At 35.6% G+C, this 19,144-nt stretch carries 18 protein-coding genes and 1 other annotated feature; all 18 genes read left to right on the forward strand.

All coding sequences use genetic code 11. The features are described from left to right. The first annotated feature begins 4 nt into the window (after nucleotides 1–4). The 18 genes from rlmB (at nucleotide 5) to tuf (ending at nucleotide 19,019) form a co-directional block, all read left to right on the forward strand. Nucleotides 5–751: a 23S rRNA (guanosine(2251)-2'-O)-methyltransferase RlmB gene (rlmB, locus tag AA076_RS02555; RefSeq protein WP_000390328.1), complete on the forward strand. Its 747-nt coding sequence runs from the start codon at nucleotides 5–7 to the stop codon at nucleotides 749–751. Then, nucleotides 751–1,275: an NYN domain-containing protein gene (locus AA076_RS02560; protein WP_000664738.1), complete on the forward strand. Its 525-nt coding sequence runs from the start codon at nucleotides 751–753 to the stop codon at nucleotides 1,273–1,275. Before rlmB ends, AA076_RS02560 begins: the two co-directional genes overlap by 1 nt. A gap of 80 nt (nucleotides 1,276–1,355) precedes the next feature. After that, nucleotides 1,356–1,925, forward strand: coding sequence for a sigma-70 family RNA polymerase sigma factor (locus AA076_RS02565; RefSeq protein WP_001836184.1), 570 nt, complete (start codon nucleotides 1,356–1,358; stop codon nucleotides 1,923–1,925). A 114-nt stretch (nucleotides 1,926–2,039) separates the two neighbouring features. Continuing rightward, the gene (rpmG, locus tag AA076_RS14450; RefSeq protein WP_001788193.1) at nucleotides 2,040–2,183 is read left to right on the forward strand and encodes a 50S ribosomal protein L33; all 144 of its coding nucleotides are present in this window, start codon (nucleotides 2,040–2,042) and stop codon (nucleotides 2,181–2,183) included. Nucleotides 2,184–2,238: 55 nt separating this feature from the next. Further along, a complete protein-coding gene (secE, locus tag AA076_RS02570) occupies nucleotides 2,239–2,421 on the forward strand; it encodes a preprotein translocase subunit SecE (protein WP_001074473.1) in 183 nt (60 codons plus the stop codon). Between the two features lie 12 nt (nucleotides 2,422–2,433). Next, entirely contained in the window at nucleotides 2,434–2,982 is a 549-nt protein-coding gene (gene nusG / locus AA076_RS02575; RefSeq protein WP_001288302.1) for a transcription termination/antitermination protein NusG, read from the forward strand. 180 nt (nucleotides 2,983–3,162) lie between these two features. Further along, on the forward strand, nucleotides 3,163–3,585 hold the full coding sequence (rplK, locus tag AA076_RS02580) for a 50S ribosomal protein L11 (RefSeq protein WP_001085792.1): 423 nt from the start codon (nucleotides 3,163–3,165) through the stop codon (nucleotides 3,583–3,585). A gap of 207 nt (nucleotides 3,586–3,792) precedes the next feature. After that, complete coding sequence (gene rplA / locus AA076_RS02585; protein ID WP_001074619.1) at nucleotides 3,793–4,485, forward strand: 50S ribosomal protein L1; 693 nt, start codon at nucleotides 3,793–3,795, stop codon at nucleotides 4,483–4,485. An 87-nt stretch (nucleotides 4,486–4,572) separates the two neighbouring features. Continuing rightward, nucleotides 4,573–4,719, forward strand: a sequence feature (ribosomal protein L10 leader region). 37 nt (nucleotides 4,720–4,756) lie between these two features. Continuing rightward, nucleotides 4,757–5,257, forward strand: a complete 501-nt coding sequence (rplJ, locus tag AA076_RS02590) for a 50S ribosomal protein L10 (protein WP_001273085.1) — start codon at nucleotides 4,757–4,759, stop codon at nucleotides 5,255–5,257. A gap of 42 nt (nucleotides 5,258–5,299) precedes the next feature. After that, on the forward strand, nucleotides 5,300–5,668 hold the full coding sequence (gene rplL / locus AA076_RS02595) for a 50S ribosomal protein L7/L12 (RefSeq protein ID WP_001273586.1): 369 nt from the start codon (nucleotides 5,300–5,302) through the stop codon (nucleotides 5,666–5,668). Between the two features lie 174 nt (nucleotides 5,669–5,842). Further along, nucleotides 5,843–6,451 (forward strand): class I SAM-dependent methyltransferase, encoded by a 609-nt coding sequence (locus AA076_RS02600; protein ID WP_000020304.1) that lies wholly within the window; start codon nucleotides 5,843–5,845, stop codon nucleotides 6,449–6,451. 214 nt (nucleotides 6,452–6,665) lie between these two features. Continuing rightward, nucleotides 6,666–10,217 (forward strand): DNA-directed RNA polymerase subunit beta, encoded by a 3,552-nt coding sequence (gene rpoB / locus AA076_RS02605; RefSeq protein WP_000918667.1) that lies wholly within the window; start codon nucleotides 6,666–6,668, stop codon nucleotides 10,215–10,217. Nucleotides 10,218–10,380: 163 nt separating this feature from the next. Further along, the gene (rpoC, locus tag AA076_RS02610; RefSeq protein ID WP_001788197.1) at nucleotides 10,381–13,977 is read left to right on the forward strand and encodes a DNA-directed RNA polymerase subunit beta'; all 3,597 of its coding nucleotides are present in this window, start codon (nucleotides 10,381–10,383) and stop codon (nucleotides 13,975–13,977) included. 136 nt (nucleotides 13,978–14,113) lie between these two features. Next, nucleotides 14,114–14,368, forward strand: a complete 255-nt coding sequence (locus AA076_RS02615; RefSeq protein WP_000031892.1) for a ribosomal L7Ae/L30e/S12e/Gadd45 family protein — start codon at nucleotides 14,114–14,116, stop codon at nucleotides 14,366–14,368. A gap of 97 nt (nucleotides 14,369–14,465) precedes the next feature. Beyond that, the gene (rpsL, locus tag AA076_RS02620; RefSeq protein ID WP_001142337.1) at nucleotides 14,466–14,879 is read left to right on the forward strand and encodes a 30S ribosomal protein S12; all 414 of its coding nucleotides are present in this window, start codon (nucleotides 14,466–14,468) and stop codon (nucleotides 14,877–14,879) included. A gap of 65 nt (nucleotides 14,880–14,944) precedes the next feature. Further along, nucleotides 14,945–15,415, forward strand: a complete 471-nt coding sequence (gene rpsG, locus AA076_RS02625; protein WP_001137495.1) for a 30S ribosomal protein S7 — start codon at nucleotides 14,945–14,947, stop codon at nucleotides 15,413–15,415. 122 nt (nucleotides 15,416–15,537) lie between these two features. Further along, nucleotides 15,538–17,619: an elongation factor G gene (fusA, locus tag AA076_RS02630; RefSeq protein ID WP_000090315.1), complete on the forward strand. Its 2,082-nt coding sequence runs from the start codon at nucleotides 15,538–15,540 to the stop codon at nucleotides 17,617–17,619. A 215-nt stretch (nucleotides 17,620–17,834) separates the two neighbouring features. Then, on the forward strand, nucleotides 17,835–19,019 hold the full coding sequence (tuf, locus tag AA076_RS02635; protein ID WP_001040568.1) for an elongation factor Tu: 1,185 nt from the start codon (nucleotides 17,835–17,837) through the stop codon (nucleotides 19,017–19,019). Nucleotides 19,020–19,144: the final 125 nt, after the last annotated feature.

Below are 19,144 nucleotides of genomic sequence, written 5' to 3' on the forward strand. Positions count from 1 at the left end.
CGATGTGGAAGATACGGTTATTGTTGGTAGGCATGCTGTTAGAGAAGCGATTATTACTGGGCATCCGATAAATAAGATATTGATTCAAGAAGGTATTAAAAAGCAACAAATTAATGAAATTTTAAAAAATGCAAAAGATCAAAAAATCATTGTTCAAACTGTACCAAAATCTAAATTAGATTTTTTAGCAAATGCACCACATCAGGGTGTTGCAGCGCTTATTGCACCATATGAATATGCTGACTTCGATCAATTTTTAAAACAGCAAAAAGAAAAAGAAGGTTTATTGACAGTACTTATATTAGACGGCTTAGAAGACCCACATAACTTGGGATCAATTTTAAGAACAGCCGATGCAACGGGAGTTGATGGTGTTATTATTCCTAAACGTCGTTCAGTTACACTAACGCAAACAGTTGCAAAAGCCTCAACAGGTGCAATTGAACATGTACCAGTTATTCGAGTGACAAATTTAGCTAAAACTATCGATGAACTAAAAGATAATGGCTTTTGGGTAGCTGGCACTGAAGCTAATAATGCAACAGATTATAGAAATCTAGAAGCGGACATGTCATTGGCTATTGTAATTGGTAGCGAAGGACAGGGTATGAGTCGCCTAGTAAGTGATAAATGCGATTTTTATATTAAGATTCCAATGGTTGGACATGTAAACAGTTTGAATGCTTCGGTTGCAGCAAGTTTAATGATGTACGAAGTATTTCGAAAAAGACATGATGTTGGAGAAATATAATGAAAGAACGTTACTTAATCATTGATGGATACAATATGATAGGACAATCACCAACGCTAAGCGCCATTGCAAAAGAGAATTTAGAAGAAGCTAGAATGCAATTAATAGATGCAATTGCAAATTATAATGCAGTTATTTCAGATGAAATTATTTGTGTTTTCGATGCTTATGACCAATCGGGTGTTGAAAGAGAATACATGTATCATGGCGTTAAAACGATTTTTACCAAGGAAAAAGAAACAGCTGATAGTTTCATAGAACGTTATGTTTATGAACTTTATGACAAGCATACTAAGCATATTACAGTTGTAACAAGTGATATGAGTGAGCAACATGCTATCTTTGGATCAGGTGCATATAGAATATCATCTCGCGAAATGTGGAGAGATTTAAAAGAAAATGAAATTGATGTGAGTAAATCATTAGATGATATAAGTGAAAACAAGCCAAGAACTCGAATTCCGTTATCTTCTGAAATCCTTGCAGAATTTGAAAAAATACGAAGAGGACATCATAAGAAATGACATTTCCGTCATCTTGAAATTTTGAATGTAACAATATTAAACTAACCTTAAATTTTAGATAGAAGGGGTTAGTTTAATATTTGAAATACGATTTGACAACTCAAGACAGTACAATCAAACGTAACAATGCAATAAATGATAAAGACTTCGAAAAGTTAGTAATGGATCTACAACCATTAATTATTCGACGCATCAAAACATTTGGATTTAATCATTATGATTTAGAAGACTTATATCAAGAAATACTTATACGGATGTATAGGTCGGTCCAAACATTTGATTTTAGTGGAGAGCAGCCTTTCACAAATTATGTTCAATGTTTAATTACGTCTGTAAAGTATGATTATTTGAGAAAATATTTAGCTACAAATAAAAGAATGGATAATTTGATTAATGAATATAGAGTTACGTATCCATGTGTAATAAAGCGTTTTGATGTTGAAAACAATTATTTGAATAAATTAGCAATTAAAGAGTTGATTTGTCAGTTTAAGTATTTGAGTGCATTTGAAAAAGATGTCATGTATTTAATGTGTGAACAATATAAGCCGAGAGAAATTGCTCAATTGATGCATGTAAAAGAGAAAGTGATTTATAATGCCATACAACGATGTAAAAATAAAATAAAACGTTATTTCAAAATGATTTGAAAAGCGCCTTAGGACGTGAATTGAATTATAACGTGTTACTTACTGATGGTTTGACATTTGTTATAAATTTTATGTATAGTATACTGGTATTATAATGAATAAAGGTGAATTATTGTGAGAAAAATACCTTTAAATTGTGAAGCTTGTGGCAATAGAAATTATAATGTTCCTAAGCAAGAAGGCTCGGCAACAAGATTAACCTTAAAGAAATATTGTCCAAAATGTAACGCGCACACAATTCATAAAGAATCGAAATAAATACATTCGAAATAATACTTTGATAATATGTTCAAAGGATTTGGAGGTTGAGCAGATGGCTAAAAAAGAAAGTTTCTTTAAAGGCGTTAAGTCTGAAATGGAAAAAACAAGTTGGCCGACGAAAGAAGAGCTATTTAAATATACTGTAATTGTAGTTTCTACTGTTATATTCTTCTTAGTCTTTTTCTATGCCTTAGATTTAGGAATTACAGCATTGAAAAATTTATTATTTGGTTAGAGGAGTGAAGACATGTCTGAAGAAGTTGGCGCAAAGCGTTGGTATGCAGTGCATACATATTCTGGATATGAAAATAAAGTTAAAAAGAATTTAGAAAAAAGAGTAGAATCTATGAATATGACTGAACAAATCTTTAGAGTAGTCATACCGGAAGAAGAAGAAACTCAAGTAAAAGATGGCAAAGCTAAAACGACTGTTAAAAAAACATTCCCTGGATATGTTTTAGTGGAATTAATCATGACAGATGAATCATGGTATGTGGTAAGAAATACACCAGGCGTTACTGGTTTTGTAGGTTCTGCAGGTGCAGGGTCTAAGCCAAATCCATTGTTACCAGAAGAAGTTCGCTTCATCTTAAAACAAATGGGTCTTAAAGAAAAGACTATCGATGTTGAACTCGAAGTTGGCGAGCAAGTTCGTATTAAATCAGGTCCATTTGCGAATCAAGTTGGTGAAGTTCAAGAAATTGAAACAGATAAGTTTAAGCTAACAGTATTAGTAGATATGTTTGGCCGAGAAACACCAGTAGAAGTTGAATTCGATCAAATAGAAAAGCTTTAATTAACAATTAAAGTTATTAAACTAACCAAAAGATAAAAAAGAGTATTGATTTTTTAATTAGAAAAGTGTTAAAATTATGTGGTCGCGCTTTTAGAGCGCCCATTTCGTCACGAAATGTTAAGAGTGGGAGGGCAAAACTGAGCCCTGTGACCACATCACGATATCAAGGAGGTGCACATCGTGGCTAAAAAAGTAGATAAAGTTGTTAAATTACAAATTCCTGCAGGTAAAGCGAATCCAGCACCACCAGTTGGTCCAGCATTAGGTCAAGCAGGTGTGAACATCATGGGATTCTGTAAAGAGTTCAATGCACGTACTCAAGATCAAGCAGGTTTAATTATTCCGGTAGAAATCAGTGTTTATGAAGATCGTTCATTTACATTTATTACAAAAACTCCACCGGCTCCAGTATTACTTAAAAAAGCAGCTGGTATTGAAAAAGGTTCAGGCGAACCAAACAAAACTAAAGTTGCTACAGTAACTAAAGATCAAGTACGCGAAATTGCTAACAGCAAAATGCAAGACTTAAACGCTGCTGACGAAGAAGCAGCTATGCGTATTATCGAAGGTACTGCACGTAGTATGGGTATCGTTGTAGAATAATTTTACGAATATTAAATTTGATTACATGATTTAAACGATGAAGCAGATAACAGAGATAATAATGATGAATTATAAATATAATCTGAATGACTAGATTAATGATTGATTTATTCATAAGATTAATTCTTCTGTTGTCTGCTCTTAACTTGCATATAGCAAGTAATGTGGGAGGAAATTCCGCTAAAACCACTAAAGGAGGAACTATAAATGGCTAAAAAAGGTAAAAAGTATCAAGAAGCAGCTAGTAAAGTTGACCGTACTCAGCACTACAGTGTTGAAGAAGCAATTAAATTAGCTAAAGAAACAAGCATTGCTAACTTTGACGCTTCTGTTGAAGTTGCATTCCGTTTAGGAATTGATACACGTAAAAATGACCAACAAATCCGTGGTGCAGTTGTATTACCAAACGGAACTGGTAAATCACAAAGTGTATTAGTATTCGCTAAAGGTGACAAAATTGCTGAAGCTGAAGCAGCAGGTGCTGACTATGTAGGTGAAGCAGAATACGTTCAAAAAATCCAACAAGGTTGGTTCGACTTCGATGTAGTAGTTGCTACACCAGACATGATGGGTGAAGTTGGTAAATTAGGTCGTGTATTAGGACCAAAAGGTTTAATGCCAAACCCTAAAACTGGAACTGTAACAATGGATGTTAAAAAAGCTGTTGAAGAAATCAAAGCTGGTAAAGTAGAATATCGTGCTGAAAAAGCTGGTATCGTACATGCATCAATTGGTAAAGTTTCATTTACTGATGAACAATTAATTGAAAACTTCAATACTTTACAAGATGTATTAGCTAAAGCTAAACCATCATCTGCTAAAGGTACATACTTCAAATCTGTTGCTGTAACTACAACAATGGGTCCTGGAGTTAAAATTGATACTGCAAGTTTCAAATAATAAATGATATAAACAATTACAGGCTGAAAGAAATATCTTTCAGTCTGTAAAAATATATTGACAATAAGTAATTTCCAAGTTATATTACTTATTGTGATTATTTTACCTAAGACAGTAGGAGTTATTTATAACTTAAAATTTATCCTGCCGAGGCTAAAATTGACTTGAACGTGATGATCTATGATCTTTCAAGCACTTTTTGCCGTGGGTAGAAAGTGCTTTTTTTATTAATTTTAAAAAAAGCACCAAAAATTTAAATGGAGGTGTCTGAATGTCTGCTATCATTGAAGCTAAAAAACAACTAGTTGATGAAATTGCTGAGGTACTATCAAATTCAGTTTCAACAGTAATCGTTGACTACCGTGGATTAACAGTAGCTGAAGTTACTGACTTACGTTCACAATTACGTGAAGCTGGTGTTGAGTATAAAGTATACAAAAACACTATGGTACGTCGTGCAGCTGAAAAAGCTGGTATCGAAGGCTTAGATGAATTCTTAACAGGTCCTACTGCTATTGCAACTTCAAGTGAAGATGCTGTAGCTGCAGCGAAAGTAATTTCTGGATTTGCTAAAGATCATGAAGCATTAGAAATTAAATCAGGCGTTATGGAAGGCAATGTTATTACAGCAGAAGAAGTTAAAACTGTTGGTTCATTACCTTCACACGATGGTCTTGTATCTATGCTTTTATCAGTATTACAAGCTCCTGTACGCAACTTCGCTTATGCGGTTAAAGCTATTGGAGAACAAAAAGAAGAAAACGCTGAATAATTTTTAGCGTAAAAAAATTAAAAATAATGGAGGAATTATAAAATGGCTAATCATGAACAAATCATTGAAGCGATTAAAGAAATGTCAGTATTAGAATTAAACGACTTAGTAAAAGCAATTGAAGAAGAATTTGGTGTAACTGCAGCTGCTCCAGTAGCAGTAGCAGGTGCAGCTGGTGGCGCTGACGCTGCAGCAGAAAAAACTGAATTTGACGTTGAGTTAACTTCAGCTGGTTCATCTAAAATCAAAGTTGTTAAAGCTGTTAAAGAAGCAACTGGTTTAGGATTAAAAGATGCTAAAGAATTAGTAGACGGAGCTCCTAAAGTAATCAAAGAAGCTTTACCTAAAGAAGAAGCTGAAAAACTTAAAGAACAATTAGAAGAAGTTGGAGCTACTGTAGAATTAAAATAATTCAAGTATCTTAAACTTAATAATCAAAGTTTTATAGCAAGTATTGCTATAATATAATGATTCTTTGAGAAGTTAAAACCCCGTTATTTTGATAACGGGGTTTTATTCATTTAAAGACTGAGTGAAATGTTATAATTATAATGACGAGTTACAAAGTGAAGATGAGGTGGAATAATGAGTCATTATTACGATGAAGATCCAAGTGTAATTAGCAATGAACAACGTATTCAATATCAATTAAACCATCATAAAATTGATTTAATAACTGATAACGGAGTGTTTTCGAAAGATAAAGTAGATTATGGTTCAGATGTTCTTGTTCAAACTTTTTTAAAAGCGCATCCACCTGGTCCAAGTAAGCGAATTGCCGATGTTGGTTGTGGTTACGGACCAATTGGTTTGATGATTGCTAAAGTATCACCACATCATTCAATTACAATGCTAGATGTTAATCACAGAGCGCTAGCCTTAGTTGAAAAAAACAAAAAATTAAATGGTATTGATAATGTGATCGTAAAGGAAAGTGATGCTTTGTCTGCTGTGGAAGACAAAAGTTTTGATTTTATTTTAACCAATCCACCAATAAGAGCAGGGAAAGAAACCGTGCATCGTATATTCGAGCAAGCATTACATAGATTAGACTCGAACGGTGAACTATTCGTTGTAATTCAGAAGAAGCAAGGTATGCCATCTGCAAAGAAAAGAATGAATGAACTTTTTGGAAATGTAGAAGTGGTAAATAAAGATAAAGGATATTACATTCTGAGAAGTATAAAAGCTTGAAATGAAATGGATATTCTGTTATAGTTATATAATGTAAAAATTTATGTTCAATAAGTGTGTACTTTTACGTTAAATAGATAAGTTAATTAAGAATAAATATAGAATCGAAAATGGTGTCATCATTAGTGTTGCCGTTTTCTTTTTGTCTTTTTATTAATATGCTTATGGTATTTAGCTAAAAGCGGATCACATAATTTTTGAGGGGTGAATCTGTTTGGCAGGTCAAGTTGTCCAATATGGAAGACATCGTAAACGTAGAAACTACGCGAGAATTTCAGAAGTATTAGAATTACCAAACTTAATAGAAATTCAAACTAAATCTTACGAGTGGTTCCTAAGAGAAGGTTTAATCGAAATGTTTAGAGACATTTCTCCAATTGAAGATTTTACTGGTAATTTGTCATTAGAGTTTGTGGATTACCGTTTAGGAGAACCAAAATATGATTTAGAAGAATCTAAAAACCGTGACGCTACTTATGCTGCACCTCTTCGTGTAAAAGTGCGTCTAATCATTAAAGAAACAGGAGAAGTTAAAGAACAAGAAGTCTTTATGGGTGATTTCCCATTAATGACTGATACAGGTACGTTCGTTATCAATGGTGCAGAACGTGTAATCGTATCTCAATTAGTTCGTTCACCATCCGTTTATTTCAATGAAAAAATCGACAAAAATGGTCGTGAAAACTATGATGCAACAATTATTCCAAACCGTGGTGCATGGTTAGAATATGAAACAGATGCTAAAGATGTTGTATACGTACGTATTGATAGAACACGTAAACTACCATTAACAGTATTGTTACGTGCATTAGGTTTCTCAAGCGACCAAGAAATTGTTGACCTTTTAGGTGACAATGAATATTTACGTAATACTTTAGAGAAAGACGGCACTGAAAACACTGAACAAGCGTTATTAGAAATCTATGAACGTTTACGTCCAGGTGAACCACCAACTGTTGAAAATGCTAAAAGTCTATTGTATTCACGTTTCTTTGATCCAAAACGCTATGACTTAGCAAGCGTGGGTCGTTATAAAACAAACAAAAAATTACATTTAAAACATCGTTTATTTAATCAAAAATTAGCTGAGCCAATTGTAAATACTGAAACTGGTGAAATTGTAGTTGAAGAAGGTACAGTGCTTGATCGTCGTAAAATCGACGAAATCATGGATGTACTTGAATCAAATGCAAACAGCGAAGTGTTTGAATTGCATGGTAGCGTTATAGACGAGCCAGTAGAAATTCAATCAATTAAAGTATATGTTCCTAACGATGATGAAGGTCGTACGACAACTGTAATTGGTAATGCTTTCCCTGACTCAGAAGTTAAATGCATTACACCAGCAGATATCATTGCTTCAATGAGTTACTTCTTTAACTTATTAAGCGGTATTGGATATACAGATGATATTGACCATTTAGGTAACCGTCGTTTACGTTCTGTAGGTGAATTACTACAAAACCAATTCCGTATCGGTTTATCAAGAATGGAAAGAGTTGTACGTGAAAGAATGTCAATTCAAGATACTGAGTCTATCACACCTCAACAATTAATTAATATTCGACCTGTTATTGCATCTATTAAAGAATTCTTTGGTAGCTCTCAATTATCACAATTCATGGACCAAGCAAACCCATTAGCTGAGTTAACGCATAAACGTCGTCTATCAGCATTAGGACCTGGTGGTTTAACACGTGAACGTGCTCAAATGGAAGTACGTGACGTTCACTACTCTCACTATGGCCGTATGTGTCCAATTGAAACACCTGAGGGGCCAAACATTGGATTGATTAACTCATTATCAAGTTATGCACGTGTAAATGAATTCGGCTTTATTGAAACACCATATCGTAAAGTTGATTTAGATACACATGCTATCACTGATCAAATTGACTATTTAACAGCTGACGAAGAAGATAGCTATGTTGTAGCACAAGCAAACTCTAAATTAGATGAAAATGGTCGTTTCATGGATGATGAAGTTGTATGTCGTTTCCGTGGTAACAATACAGTTATGGCTAAAGAAAAAATGGATTATATGGATGTATCGCCGAAGCAAGTTGTTTCAGCAGCGACAGCATGTATTCCATTCTTAGAAAATGATGACTCAAACCGTGCATTGATGGGTGCGAACATGCAACGTCAAGCAGTGCCTTTGATGAATCCAGAAGCACCATTTGTTGGTACAGGTATGGAACACGTTGCAGCACGTGATTCTGGTGCGGCTATTACAGCTAAGCACAGAGGTCGTGTTGAACATGTTGAATCTAATGAAATTCTTGTTCGTCGTCTAGTTGAAGAGAACGGCGTTGAGCATGAAGGTGAATTAGATCGCTATCCATTAGCTAAATTTAAACGTTCAAACTCAGGTACATGTTACAACCAACGTCCAATCGTTGCAGTTGGAGATGTTGTTGAGTATAACGAGATTTTAGCAGATGGACCATCTATGGAATTAGGAGAAATGGCATTAGGTAGAAACGTAGTAGTTGGTTTCATGACTTGGGACGGTTACAACTATGAGGATGCCGTTATCATGAGTGAAAGACTTGTGAAAGATGACGTGTATACTTCTATTCATATTGAAGAGTATGAATCAGAAGCACGTGATACTAAGTTAGGACCTGAAGAAATCACAAGAGATATTCCTAATGTTTCTGAAAGTGCACTTAAGAACTTAGACGATCGTGGTATCGTTTATATTGGTGCAGAAGTAAAAGATGGAGATATTTTAGTTGGTAAAGTAACGCCTAAAGGTGTAACTGAGTTAACTGCCGAAGAAAGATTGTTACATGCAATCTTTGGTGAAAAAGCACGTGAAGTTAGAGATACTTCATTACGTGTACCTCACGGCGCTGGCGGTATCGTTCTTGATGTAAAAGTATTCAATCGTGAAGAAGGCGACGATACATTATCACCTGGTGTAAACCAATTAGTACGTGTATATATCGTTCAAAAACGTAAAATTCATGTTGGTGATAAGATGTGTGGTCGACATGGTAACAAAGGTGTCATTTCTAAGATTGTTCCTGAAGAAGATATGCCTTACTTACCAGATGGACGTCCGATCGATATCATGTTAAATCCTCTTGGTGTACCATCTCGTATGAACATCGGACAAGTATTAGAGCTACACTTAGGTATGGCTGCTAAAAATCTTGGTATTCACGTTGCATCACCAGTATTTGACGGTGCAAACGATGACGATGTATGGTCAACAATTGAAGAAGCTGGTATGGCTCGTGATGGTAAAACTGTACTTTATGATGGACGTACAGGTGAACCATTCGATAACCGTATTTCAGTAGGTGTAATGTACATGTTGAAACTTGCGCACATGGTTGATGATAAATTACATGCGCGTTCAACAGGACCATATTCACTTGTTACACAACAACCACTTGGCGGTAAAGCGCAATTCGGTGGACAACGTTTTGGTGAGATGGAGGTATGGGCACTTGAAGCATATGGTGCTGCATACACATTACAAGAAATCTTAACTTACAAATCCGATGATACAGTAGGACGTGTGAAAACATACGAGGCTATTGTTAAAGGTGAAAACATCTCTAGACCAAGTGTTCCAGAATCATTCCGAGTATTGATGAAAGAATTACAAAGTTTAGGTTTAGATGTAAAAGTTATGGATGAGCAAGATAATGAAATCGAAATGACAGACGTTGATGACGATGATGTTGTAGAACGCAAAGTAGATTTACAACAAAATGATGCTCCTGAAACACAAAAAGAAGTTACTGATTAATACGCAATTTACAAAACAGGCAAAAAGATACTAAGCTGAATTTTATTGATGATTCAGTTTAGTACTTTAAGCCATTTTAAATAAATGCAAATCAATCAAATAGCACAGCTAATCTAAATTGAAGGAGGTAGGCTCCTTGATTGATGTAAATAATTTCCATTATATGAAAATAGGATTGGCTTCACCTGAAAAAATCCGTTCTTGGTCTTTTGGTGAAGTTAAAAAACCTGAAACAATCAACTACCGTACATTAAAACCTGAAAAAGATGGTCTATTCTGTGAAAGAATTTTCGGACCTACAAAAGACTGGGAATGTAGTTGTGGTAAATACAAACGTGTTCGCTACAAAGGCATGGTCTGTGACAGATGTGGAGTTGAAGTAACTAAATCTAAAGTACGTCGTGAAAGAATGGGTCACATTGAACTTGCTGCTCCAGTTTCTCACATTTGGTATTTCAAAGGTATACCAAGTCGTATGGGATTATTACTTGACATGTCACCAAGAGCATTAGAAGAAGTTATTTACTTTGCTTCTTATGTTGTTGTAGATCCAGGTCCAACTGGTTTAGAAAAGAAAACTTTATTATCTGAAGCTGAATTCAGAGATTATTATGATAAATACCCAGGTCAATTCGTTGCAAAAATGGGTGCAGAAGGTATTAAAGATTTACTTGAAGAGATTGATCTTGACGAAGAACTTAAATTGTTACGCGATGAGTTGGAATCAGCTACTGGTCAAAGACTTACTCGTGCAATTAAACGTTTAGAAGTTGTTGAATCATTCCGTAATTCAGGTAACAAACCTTCATGGATGATTTTAGATGTACTTCCAATCATCCCACCAGAAATTCGTCCAATGGTTCAATTAGATGGTGGACGATTTGCAACAAGTGACTTAAACGACTTATACCGTCGTGTAATTAATCGAAATAATCGTTTGAAACGTTTATTAGATTTAGGTGCACCTGGTATCATCGTTCAAAACGAAAAACGTATGTTACAAGAAGCCGTTGACGCTTTAATTGATAATGGTCGTCGTGGTCGTCCAGTTACTGGCCCAGGTAACCGTCCATTAAAATCTTTATCTCATATGTTAAAAGGTAAACAAGGTCGTTTCCGTCAAAACTTACTTGGTAAACGTGTTGACTATTCAGGACGTTCAGTTATTGCAGTAGGTCCAAGCTTGAAAATGTACCAATGTGGTTTACCAAAAGAAATGGCACTTGAACTATTTAAACCATTCGTAATGAAAGAATTAGTTCAACGTGAAATTGCAACTAACATTAAAAATGCGAAGAGTAAAATCGAACGTATGGATGATGAAGTTTGGGACGTATTGGAAGAAGTAATTAGAGAACATCCTGTATTACTTAACCGTGCACCAACACTTCATAGACTTGGTATTCAAGCATTTGAACCAACTTTAGTTGAAGGTCGTGCGATTCGTCTACATCCACTTGTAACAACAGCTTATAACGCTGACTTTGACGGTGACCAAATGGCGGTTCACGTTCCTTTATCAAAAGAGGCACAAGCTGAAGCAAGAATGTTGATGTTAGCAGCACAAAACATCTTGAACCCTAAAGATGGTAAACCTGTAGTTACACCATCACAAGATATGGTACTTGGTAACTATTACCTTACTTTAGAAAGAAAAGATGCAGTAAATACAGGCGCAATCTTTAATAATACAAATGAAGTATTAAAAGCATATGCAAATGGCTTTGTACATTTACACACTAGAATTGGTGTACATGCAAGTTCGTTCAATAATCCAACATTTACTGAAGAACAAAACAAAAAGATTCTTGCTACGTCAGTAGGTAAAATTATATTCAATGAAATCATTCCAGATTCATTTGCTTATATTAATGAACCTACGCAAGAAAACTTAGAAAGAAAGACACCAAACAGATATTTCATCGATCCTACAACTTTAGGTGAAGGTGGATTAAAAGAATACTTTGAAAATGAAGAATTAATTGAACCTTTCAACAAAAAATTCTTAGGTAATATTATTGCAGAAGTATTCAACAGATTTAGCATCACTGATACATCAATGATGTTAGACCGTATGAAAGACTTAGGATTCAAATTCTCATCTAAAGCTGGTATTACAGTAGGTGTTGCTGATATCGTAGTATTACCTGATAAGCAACAAATACTTGATGAGCATGAAAAATTAGTCGACAGAATTACAAAACAATTCAACCGTGGTTTAATCACTGAAGAAGAAAGATATAATGCAGTTGTTGAAATTTGGACAGATGCAAAAGATCAAATTCAAGGTGAATTGATGCAATCACTTGATAAAACTAACCCAATCTTCATGATGAGTGATTCAGGTGCCCGTGGTAACGCATCTAACTTTACACAGTTAGCAGGTATGCGTGGATTGATGGCCGCACCATCTGGTAAGATTATCGAATTACCAATCACATCTTCATTCCGTGAAGGTTTAACAGTACTTGAATACTTCATCTCAACTCACGGTGCACGTAAAGGTCTTGCCGATACAGCACTTAAAACAGCTGACTCAGGATATCTTACTCGTCGTCTTGTTGACGTGGCACAAGATGTTATTGTTCGTGAAGAAGACTGTGGTACTGATAGAGGTTTATTAGTTTCTGATATTAAAGAAGGTACAGAAATGATTGAACCATTTATCGAACGTATTGAAGGTCGTTATTCTAAAGAAACAATTCGTCATCCTGAAACTGATGAAATAATCATTCGTCCTGATGAATTAATTACACCTGAAATTGCTAAGAAAATTACAGATGCTGGTATTGAACAAATGTATATTCGCTCAGCATTTACTTGTAACGCACGACATGGTGTTTGTGAAAAATGTTACGGTAAAAACCTTGCTACTGGTGAAAAAGTTGAAGTTGGTGAAGCAGTTGGTACAATTGCAGCCCAATCTATCGGTGAACCAGGTACACAGCTTACAATGCGTACATTCCATACAGGTGGGGTAGCAGGTAGCGATATCACACAAGGTCTTCCTCGTATTCAAGAGATTTTCGAAGCACGTAACCCTAAAGGTCAAGCGGTAATTACGGAAATCGAAGGTGTCGTAGAAGATATTAAATTAGCAAAAGATAGACAACAAGAAATTGTTGTTAAAGGTGCTAATGAAACAAGATCATACCTTGCTTCAGGTACTTCAAGAATTATTGTAGAAATCGGTCAACCAGTTCAACGTGGTGAAGTATTAACTGAAGGTTCTATTGAACCTAAGAATTACTTATCTGTTGCTGGATTAAACGCGACTGAAAGCTACTTATTAAAAGAAGTACAAAAAGTTTACCGTATGCAAGGTGTAGAAATCGACGATAAACACGTTGAGGTTATGGTTCGACAAATGTTACGTAAAGTTAGAATTATCGAAGCAGGTGATACGAAGTTATTACCAGGTTCATTAGTTGATATTCATAACTTTACAGATGCAAATAGAGAAGCATTTAAACACCGTAAGCGTCCTGCAACAGCTAAACCAGTATTACTTGGTATTACTAAAGCATCACTTGAAACAGAAAGTTTCTTATCTGCAGCATCATTCCAAGAAACAACAAGAGTTCTTACAGATGCAGCAATTAAAGGTAAGCGTGATGACTTATTAGGTCTTAAAGAAAACGTAATTATTGGTAAGTTAATTCCAGCTGGTACTGGTATGAGACGTTATAGCGACGTAAAATACGAAAAAACAGCTAAACCAGTTGCAGAAGTTGAATCTCAAACTGAAGTAACGGAATAACAAGTATATAACAGAGGCTAATGCTTTAGCCTCTTGTTATTTTTATGTAAATTATTTGATTTAATGTTGACGAATTCTCTTGTTCAATGTTAATATATTAAAGGTTGATGCAAGCAGAACTTTGGAGGATAAATTATTGTCTAAGGAAAAAGTTGCACGCTTTAACAAACAACATTTTGTAGTTGGTCTTAAAGAAACGCTTAAAGCGTTAAAGAAAGATCAAGTTACATCTTTGATTATTGCTGAAGACGTTGAAGTATATTTAATGACTCGCGTGTTAAGCCAAATCAATCAGAAAAATATACCTGTATCTTTTTTCAAAAGCAAACATGCTTTGGGTAAACATGTAGGTATTAACGTCAATGCGACAATAGTAGCATTGATTAAATGAGAATTAGTAAGTGTTTTACTTACTAAATTTTATTTAACCTAAAAATGAACCACCTGGATGTGTGGGATTAAAAAGTGAAGAGAGGAGGACATATCACATGCCAACTATTAACCAATTAGTACGTAAACCAAGACAAAGCAAAATCAAAAAATCAGATTCTCCAGCTTTAAATAAAGGTTTCAACAGTAAAAAGAAAAAATTTACTGACTTAAACTCACCACAAAAACGTGGTGTATGTACTCGTGTAGGTACAATGACACCTAAAAAACCTAACTCAGCGTTACGTAAATATGCACGTGTGCGTTTATCAAACAACATCGAAATTAACGCATACATCCCTGGTATCGGACATAACTTACAAGAACACAGTGTTGTACTTGTACGTGGTGGACGTGTAAAAGACTTACCAGGTGTGCGTTACCATATTGTACGTGGAGCACTTGATACTTCAGGTGTTGACGGACGTAGACAAGGTCGTTCATTATACGGAACTAAGAAACCTAAAAACTAAGAATTTAGTTTTTAATTAAATCTTAAACTTAAAATATTTAATATAAGGAAGGGAGGATTTACATTATGCCTCGTAAAGGATCAGTACCTAAAAGAGACGTATTACCAGATCCAATTCATAACTCTAAGTTAGTAACTAAATTAATTAACAAAATTATGTTAGATGGTAAACGTGGAACAGCACAAAGAATTCTTTATTCAGCATTCGACCTAGTTGAACAACGCAGTGGTCGTGATGCATTAGAAGTATTCGAAGAAGCAATCAACAACATTATGCCAGTATTAGAAGTTAAAGCTCGTCGCGTAGGTGGTTCTAACTATCAAGTACCAGTAGAAGTTCGTCCAGAGCGTCGTACTACTTTAGGTTTACGTTGGTTAGTTAACTATGCACGTCTTCGTGGTGAAAAAACGATGGAAGATCGTTTAGCTAACGAAATTTTAGATGCAGCAAATAATACAGGTGGTGCCGTTAAGAAACGTGAGGACACTCACAAAATGGCTGAAGCAAACAAAGCATTTGCTCACTACCGTTGGTAAGATAAAAGCTTTTACCCTGAGTGTGTTCTATATTAATGAATTTTCATTAAGCGTTCATGCTTAGGGCATCGCCATATCTATCGTATTTATTCAGTAATATAAACTGGAAGGAGAAAAAATACATGGCTAGAGAATTTTCATTAGAAAAAACTCGTAATATCGGTATCATGGCTCACATTGATGCTGGTAAAACGACTACGACTGAACGTATTCTTTATTACACTGGCCGTATCCACAAAATTGGTGAAACACACGAAGGTGCTTCACAAATGGACTGGATGGAGCAAGAACAAGACCGTGGTATTACTATCACATCTGCTGCAACAACAGCAGCTTGGGAAGGTCACCGTGTAAACATTATCGATACACCTGGACACGTAGACTTCACTGTAGAAGTTGAACGTTCATTACGTGTACTTGACGGAGCAGTTACAGTACTTGATGCACAATCAGGTGTTGAACCTCAAACTGAAACAGTTTGGCGTCAGGCTACAACTTATGGTGTTCCACGTATCGTATTTGTAAACAAAATGGACAAATTAGGTGCTAACTTCGAATACTCTGTAAGTACATTACATGATCGTTTACAAGCTAACGCTGCTCCAATCCAATTACCAATTGGTGCGGAAGACGAATTCGAAGCAATCATTGACTTAGTTGAAATGAAATGTTTCAAATATACAAATGATTTAGGTACTGAAATTGAAGAAATTGAAATTCCTGAAGACCACTTAGATAGAGCTGAAGAAGCTCGTGCTAGCTTAATCGAAGCAGTTGCAGAAACTAGCGACGAATTAATGGAAAAATATCTTGGTGACGAAGAAATTTCAGTTTCTGAATTAAAAGAAGCTATCCGCCAAGCTACTACTAACGTAGAATTCTACCCAGTACTTTGTGGTACAGCTTTCAAAAACAAAGGTGTTCAATTAATGCTTGACGCTGTAATTGATTACTTACCTTCACCACTAGACGTTAAACCAATTATTGGTCACCGTGCTAGCAACCCTGAAGAAGAAGTAATCGCGAAAGCAGACGATTCAGCTGAATTCGCTGCATTAGCGTTCAAAGTTATGACTGACCCTTATGTTGGTAAATTAACATTCTTCCGTGTGTATTCAGGTACAATGACATCTGGTTCATACGTTAAGAACTCTACTAAAGGTAAACGTGAACGTGTAGGTCGTTTATTACAAATGCACGCTAACTCACGTCAAGAAATCGATACTGTATACTCTGGAGATATCGCTGCTGCGGTAGGTCTTAAAGATACAGGTACTGGTGATACTTTATGTGGTGAGAAAAATGACATTATCTTGGAATCAATGGAATTCCCAGAGCCAGTTATTCACTTATCAGTAGAGCCAAAATCTAAAGCTGACCAAGATAAAATGACTCAAGCTTTAGTTAAATTACAAGAAGAAGACCCAACATTCCATGCACACACTGACGAAGAAACTGGACAAGTTATCATCGGTGGTATGGGTGAGCTTCACTTAGACATCTTAGTAGACCGTATGAAGAAAGAATTCAACGTTGAATGTAACGTAGGTGCTCCAATGGTTTCATATCGTGAAACATTCAAATCATCTGCACAAGTTCAAGGTAAATTCTCTCGTCAATCTGGTGGTCGTGGTCAATACGGTGATGTTCACATTGAATTCACACCAAACGAAACAGGCGCAGGTTTCGAATTCGAAAACGCTATCGTTGGTGGTGTAGTTCCTCGTGAATACATTCCATCAGTAGAAGCTGGTCTTAAAGATGCTATGGAAAATGGTGTTTTAGCAGGTTATCCTTTAATTGATGTTAAAGCTAAATTATATGATGGTTCATACCATGATGTCGATTCATCTGAAATGGCCTTCAAAATTGCTGCATCATTAGCACTTAAAGAAGCTGCTAAAAAATGTGATCCTGTAATCTTAGAACCAATGATGAAAGTAACTATTGAAATGCCTGAAGAGTACATGGGTGATATCATGGGTGACGTAACATCTCGTCGTGGACGTGTTGATGGTATGGAACCTCGTGGTAATGCACAAGTTGTTAATGCTTATGTACCACTTTCAGAAATGTTCGGTTATGCAACATCATTACGTTCAAACACTCAAGGTCGCGGTACTTACACTATGTACTTCGATCACTATGCTGAAGTTCCAAAATCAATCGCTGAAGATATTATCAAGAAAAATAAAGGTGAATAATATAACTTGTTTTGACTAGCTAGCCTAGGTTAAAATACAAGGTGAGCTTAAATGTAAGCTATCATCTTTATAGTTTGATTTTTGGGGTGAATGCATTATAATAGAATTGTAAAATTCTTTTTGCATCGCTATAAATAATTTCTCATGATGGTGAGAAACTATCATGAGAGATAAATTTAAATATTATTTTTAATTAGAATAGGAGAGATTTTATAATGGCAAAAGAAAAATTCGATCGTTCTAAAGAACATGCCAATATCGGTACTATCGGTCACGTTGACCATGGTAAAACAACATTAACAGCAGCAATCGCTACTGTATTAGCAAAAAATGGTGACTCAGTTGCACAATCATATGACATGATTGACAACGCTCCAGAAGAAAAAGAACGTGGTATCACAATCAATACTTCTCACATTGAGTACCAAACTGACAAACGTCACTACGCTCACGTTGACTGCCCAGGACACGCTGACTACGTTAAAAACATGATCACTGGTGCTGCTCAAATGGACGGCGGTATCTTAGTAGTATCTGCTGCTGACGGTCCAATGCCACAAACTCGTGAACACATTCTTTTATCACGTAACGTTGGTGTACCAGCATTAGTAGTATTCTTAAACAAAGTTGACATGGTTGACGATGAAGAATTATTAGAATTAGTAGAAATGGAAGTTCGTGACTTATTAAGCGAATATGACTTCCCAGGTGACGATGTACCTGTAATCGCTGGTTCAGCATTAAAAGCTTTAGAAGGCGATGCTCAATACGAAGAAAAAATCTTAGAATTAATGGAAGCTGTAGATACTTACATTCCAACTCCAGAACGTGATTCTGACAAACCATTCATGATGCCAGTTGAGGACGTATTCTCAATCACTGGTCGTGGTACTGTTGCTACAGGCCGTGTTGAACGTGGTCAAATCAAAGTTGGTGAAGAAGTTGAAATCATCGGTTTACATGACACATCTAAAACAACTGTTACAGGTGTTGAAATGTTCCGTAAATTATTAGACTACGCTGAAGCTGGTGACAACATTGGTGCATTATTACGTGGTGTTGCTCGTGAAGACGTACAACGTGGTCAAGTATTAGCTGCTCCTGGTTCAATTACACCACATACTGAATTCAAAGCAGAAGTATACGTATTATCAAAAGACGAAGGTGGACGTCACACTCCATTCTTCTCAAACTATCGTCCACAATTCTATTTCCGTACTACTGACGTAACTGGTGTTGTTCACTTACCAGAAGGTACTGAAATGGTAATGCCTGGTGATAACGTTGAAATGACAGTAGAATTAATCGCTCCAATCGCGATTGAAGACGGTACTCGTTTCTCAATCCGTGAAGGTGGACGTACTGTAGGATCAGGCGTTGTTACTGAAATCATTAAATAATTTCTAATTTCTTAGATTTTATATAAAAAGAAGATCCCTCAATCGAGGGGTCTTTTTTTAATGTGTAAATTTTGTAATGGCTATTCGATTTAGAAGAACAATAATTGATGAAAGACTGACTAATA

The sequence above is a fragment of the Staphylococcus aureus genome (assembly GCF_001027105.1).
In the GTDB taxonomy this organism is placed as follows: Bacteria; Bacillota; Bacilli; order Staphylococcales; family Staphylococcaceae; genus Staphylococcus; species Staphylococcus aureus.

Excerpts from the sequence above, each read along its gene's own strand:
- rpsL (WP_001142337.1), top strand. The coding sequence starts at position 14,466 with ATGCCAACTATTAACCAATTAGTACGTAAACCAAGACAAAGCAAAATC.
- nusG (WP_001288302.1), top strand. The coding sequence starts at position 2,434 with ATGTCTGAAGAAGTTGGCGCAAAGCGTTGGTATGCAGTGCATACATAT.
- rplJ (WP_001273085.1), top strand. The coding sequence starts at position 4,757 with ATGTCTGCTATCATTGAAGCTAAAAAACAACTAGTTGATGAAATTGCT.
- AA076_RS02600 (WP_000020304.1), top strand. The coding sequence starts at position 5,843 with ATGAGTCATTATTACGATGAAGATCCAAGTGTAATTAGCAATGAACAA.
- fusA (WP_000090315.1), top strand. The coding sequence starts at position 15,538 with ATGGCTAGAGAATTTTCATTAGAAAAAACTCGTAATATCGGTATCATG.
- rpsG (WP_001137495.1), top strand. The coding sequence starts at position 14,945 with ATGCCTCGTAAAGGATCAGTACCTAAAAGAGACGTATTACCAGATCCA.
- rplA (WP_001074619.1), top strand. The coding sequence starts at position 3,793 with ATGGCTAAAAAAGGTAAAAAGTATCAAGAAGCAGCTAGTAAAGTTGAC.
- secE (WP_001074473.1), top strand. The coding sequence starts at position 2,239 with ATGGCTAAAAAAGAAAGTTTCTTTAAAGGCGTTAAGTCTGAAATGGAA.
- AA076_RS02560 (WP_000664738.1), top strand. The coding sequence starts at position 751 with ATGAAAGAACGTTACTTAATCATTGATGGATACAATATGATAGGACAA.
- tuf (WP_001040568.1), top strand. The coding sequence starts at position 17,835 with ATGGCAAAAGAAAAATTCGATCGTTCTAAAGAACATGCCAATATCGGT.
- rpoC (WP_001788197.1), top strand. The coding sequence starts at position 10,381 with ATGAAAATAGGATTGGCTTCACCTGAAAAAATCCGTTCTTGGTCTTTT.
- rplL (WP_001273586.1), top strand. The coding sequence starts at position 5,300 with ATGGCTAATCATGAACAAATCATTGAAGCGATTAAAGAAATGTCAGTA.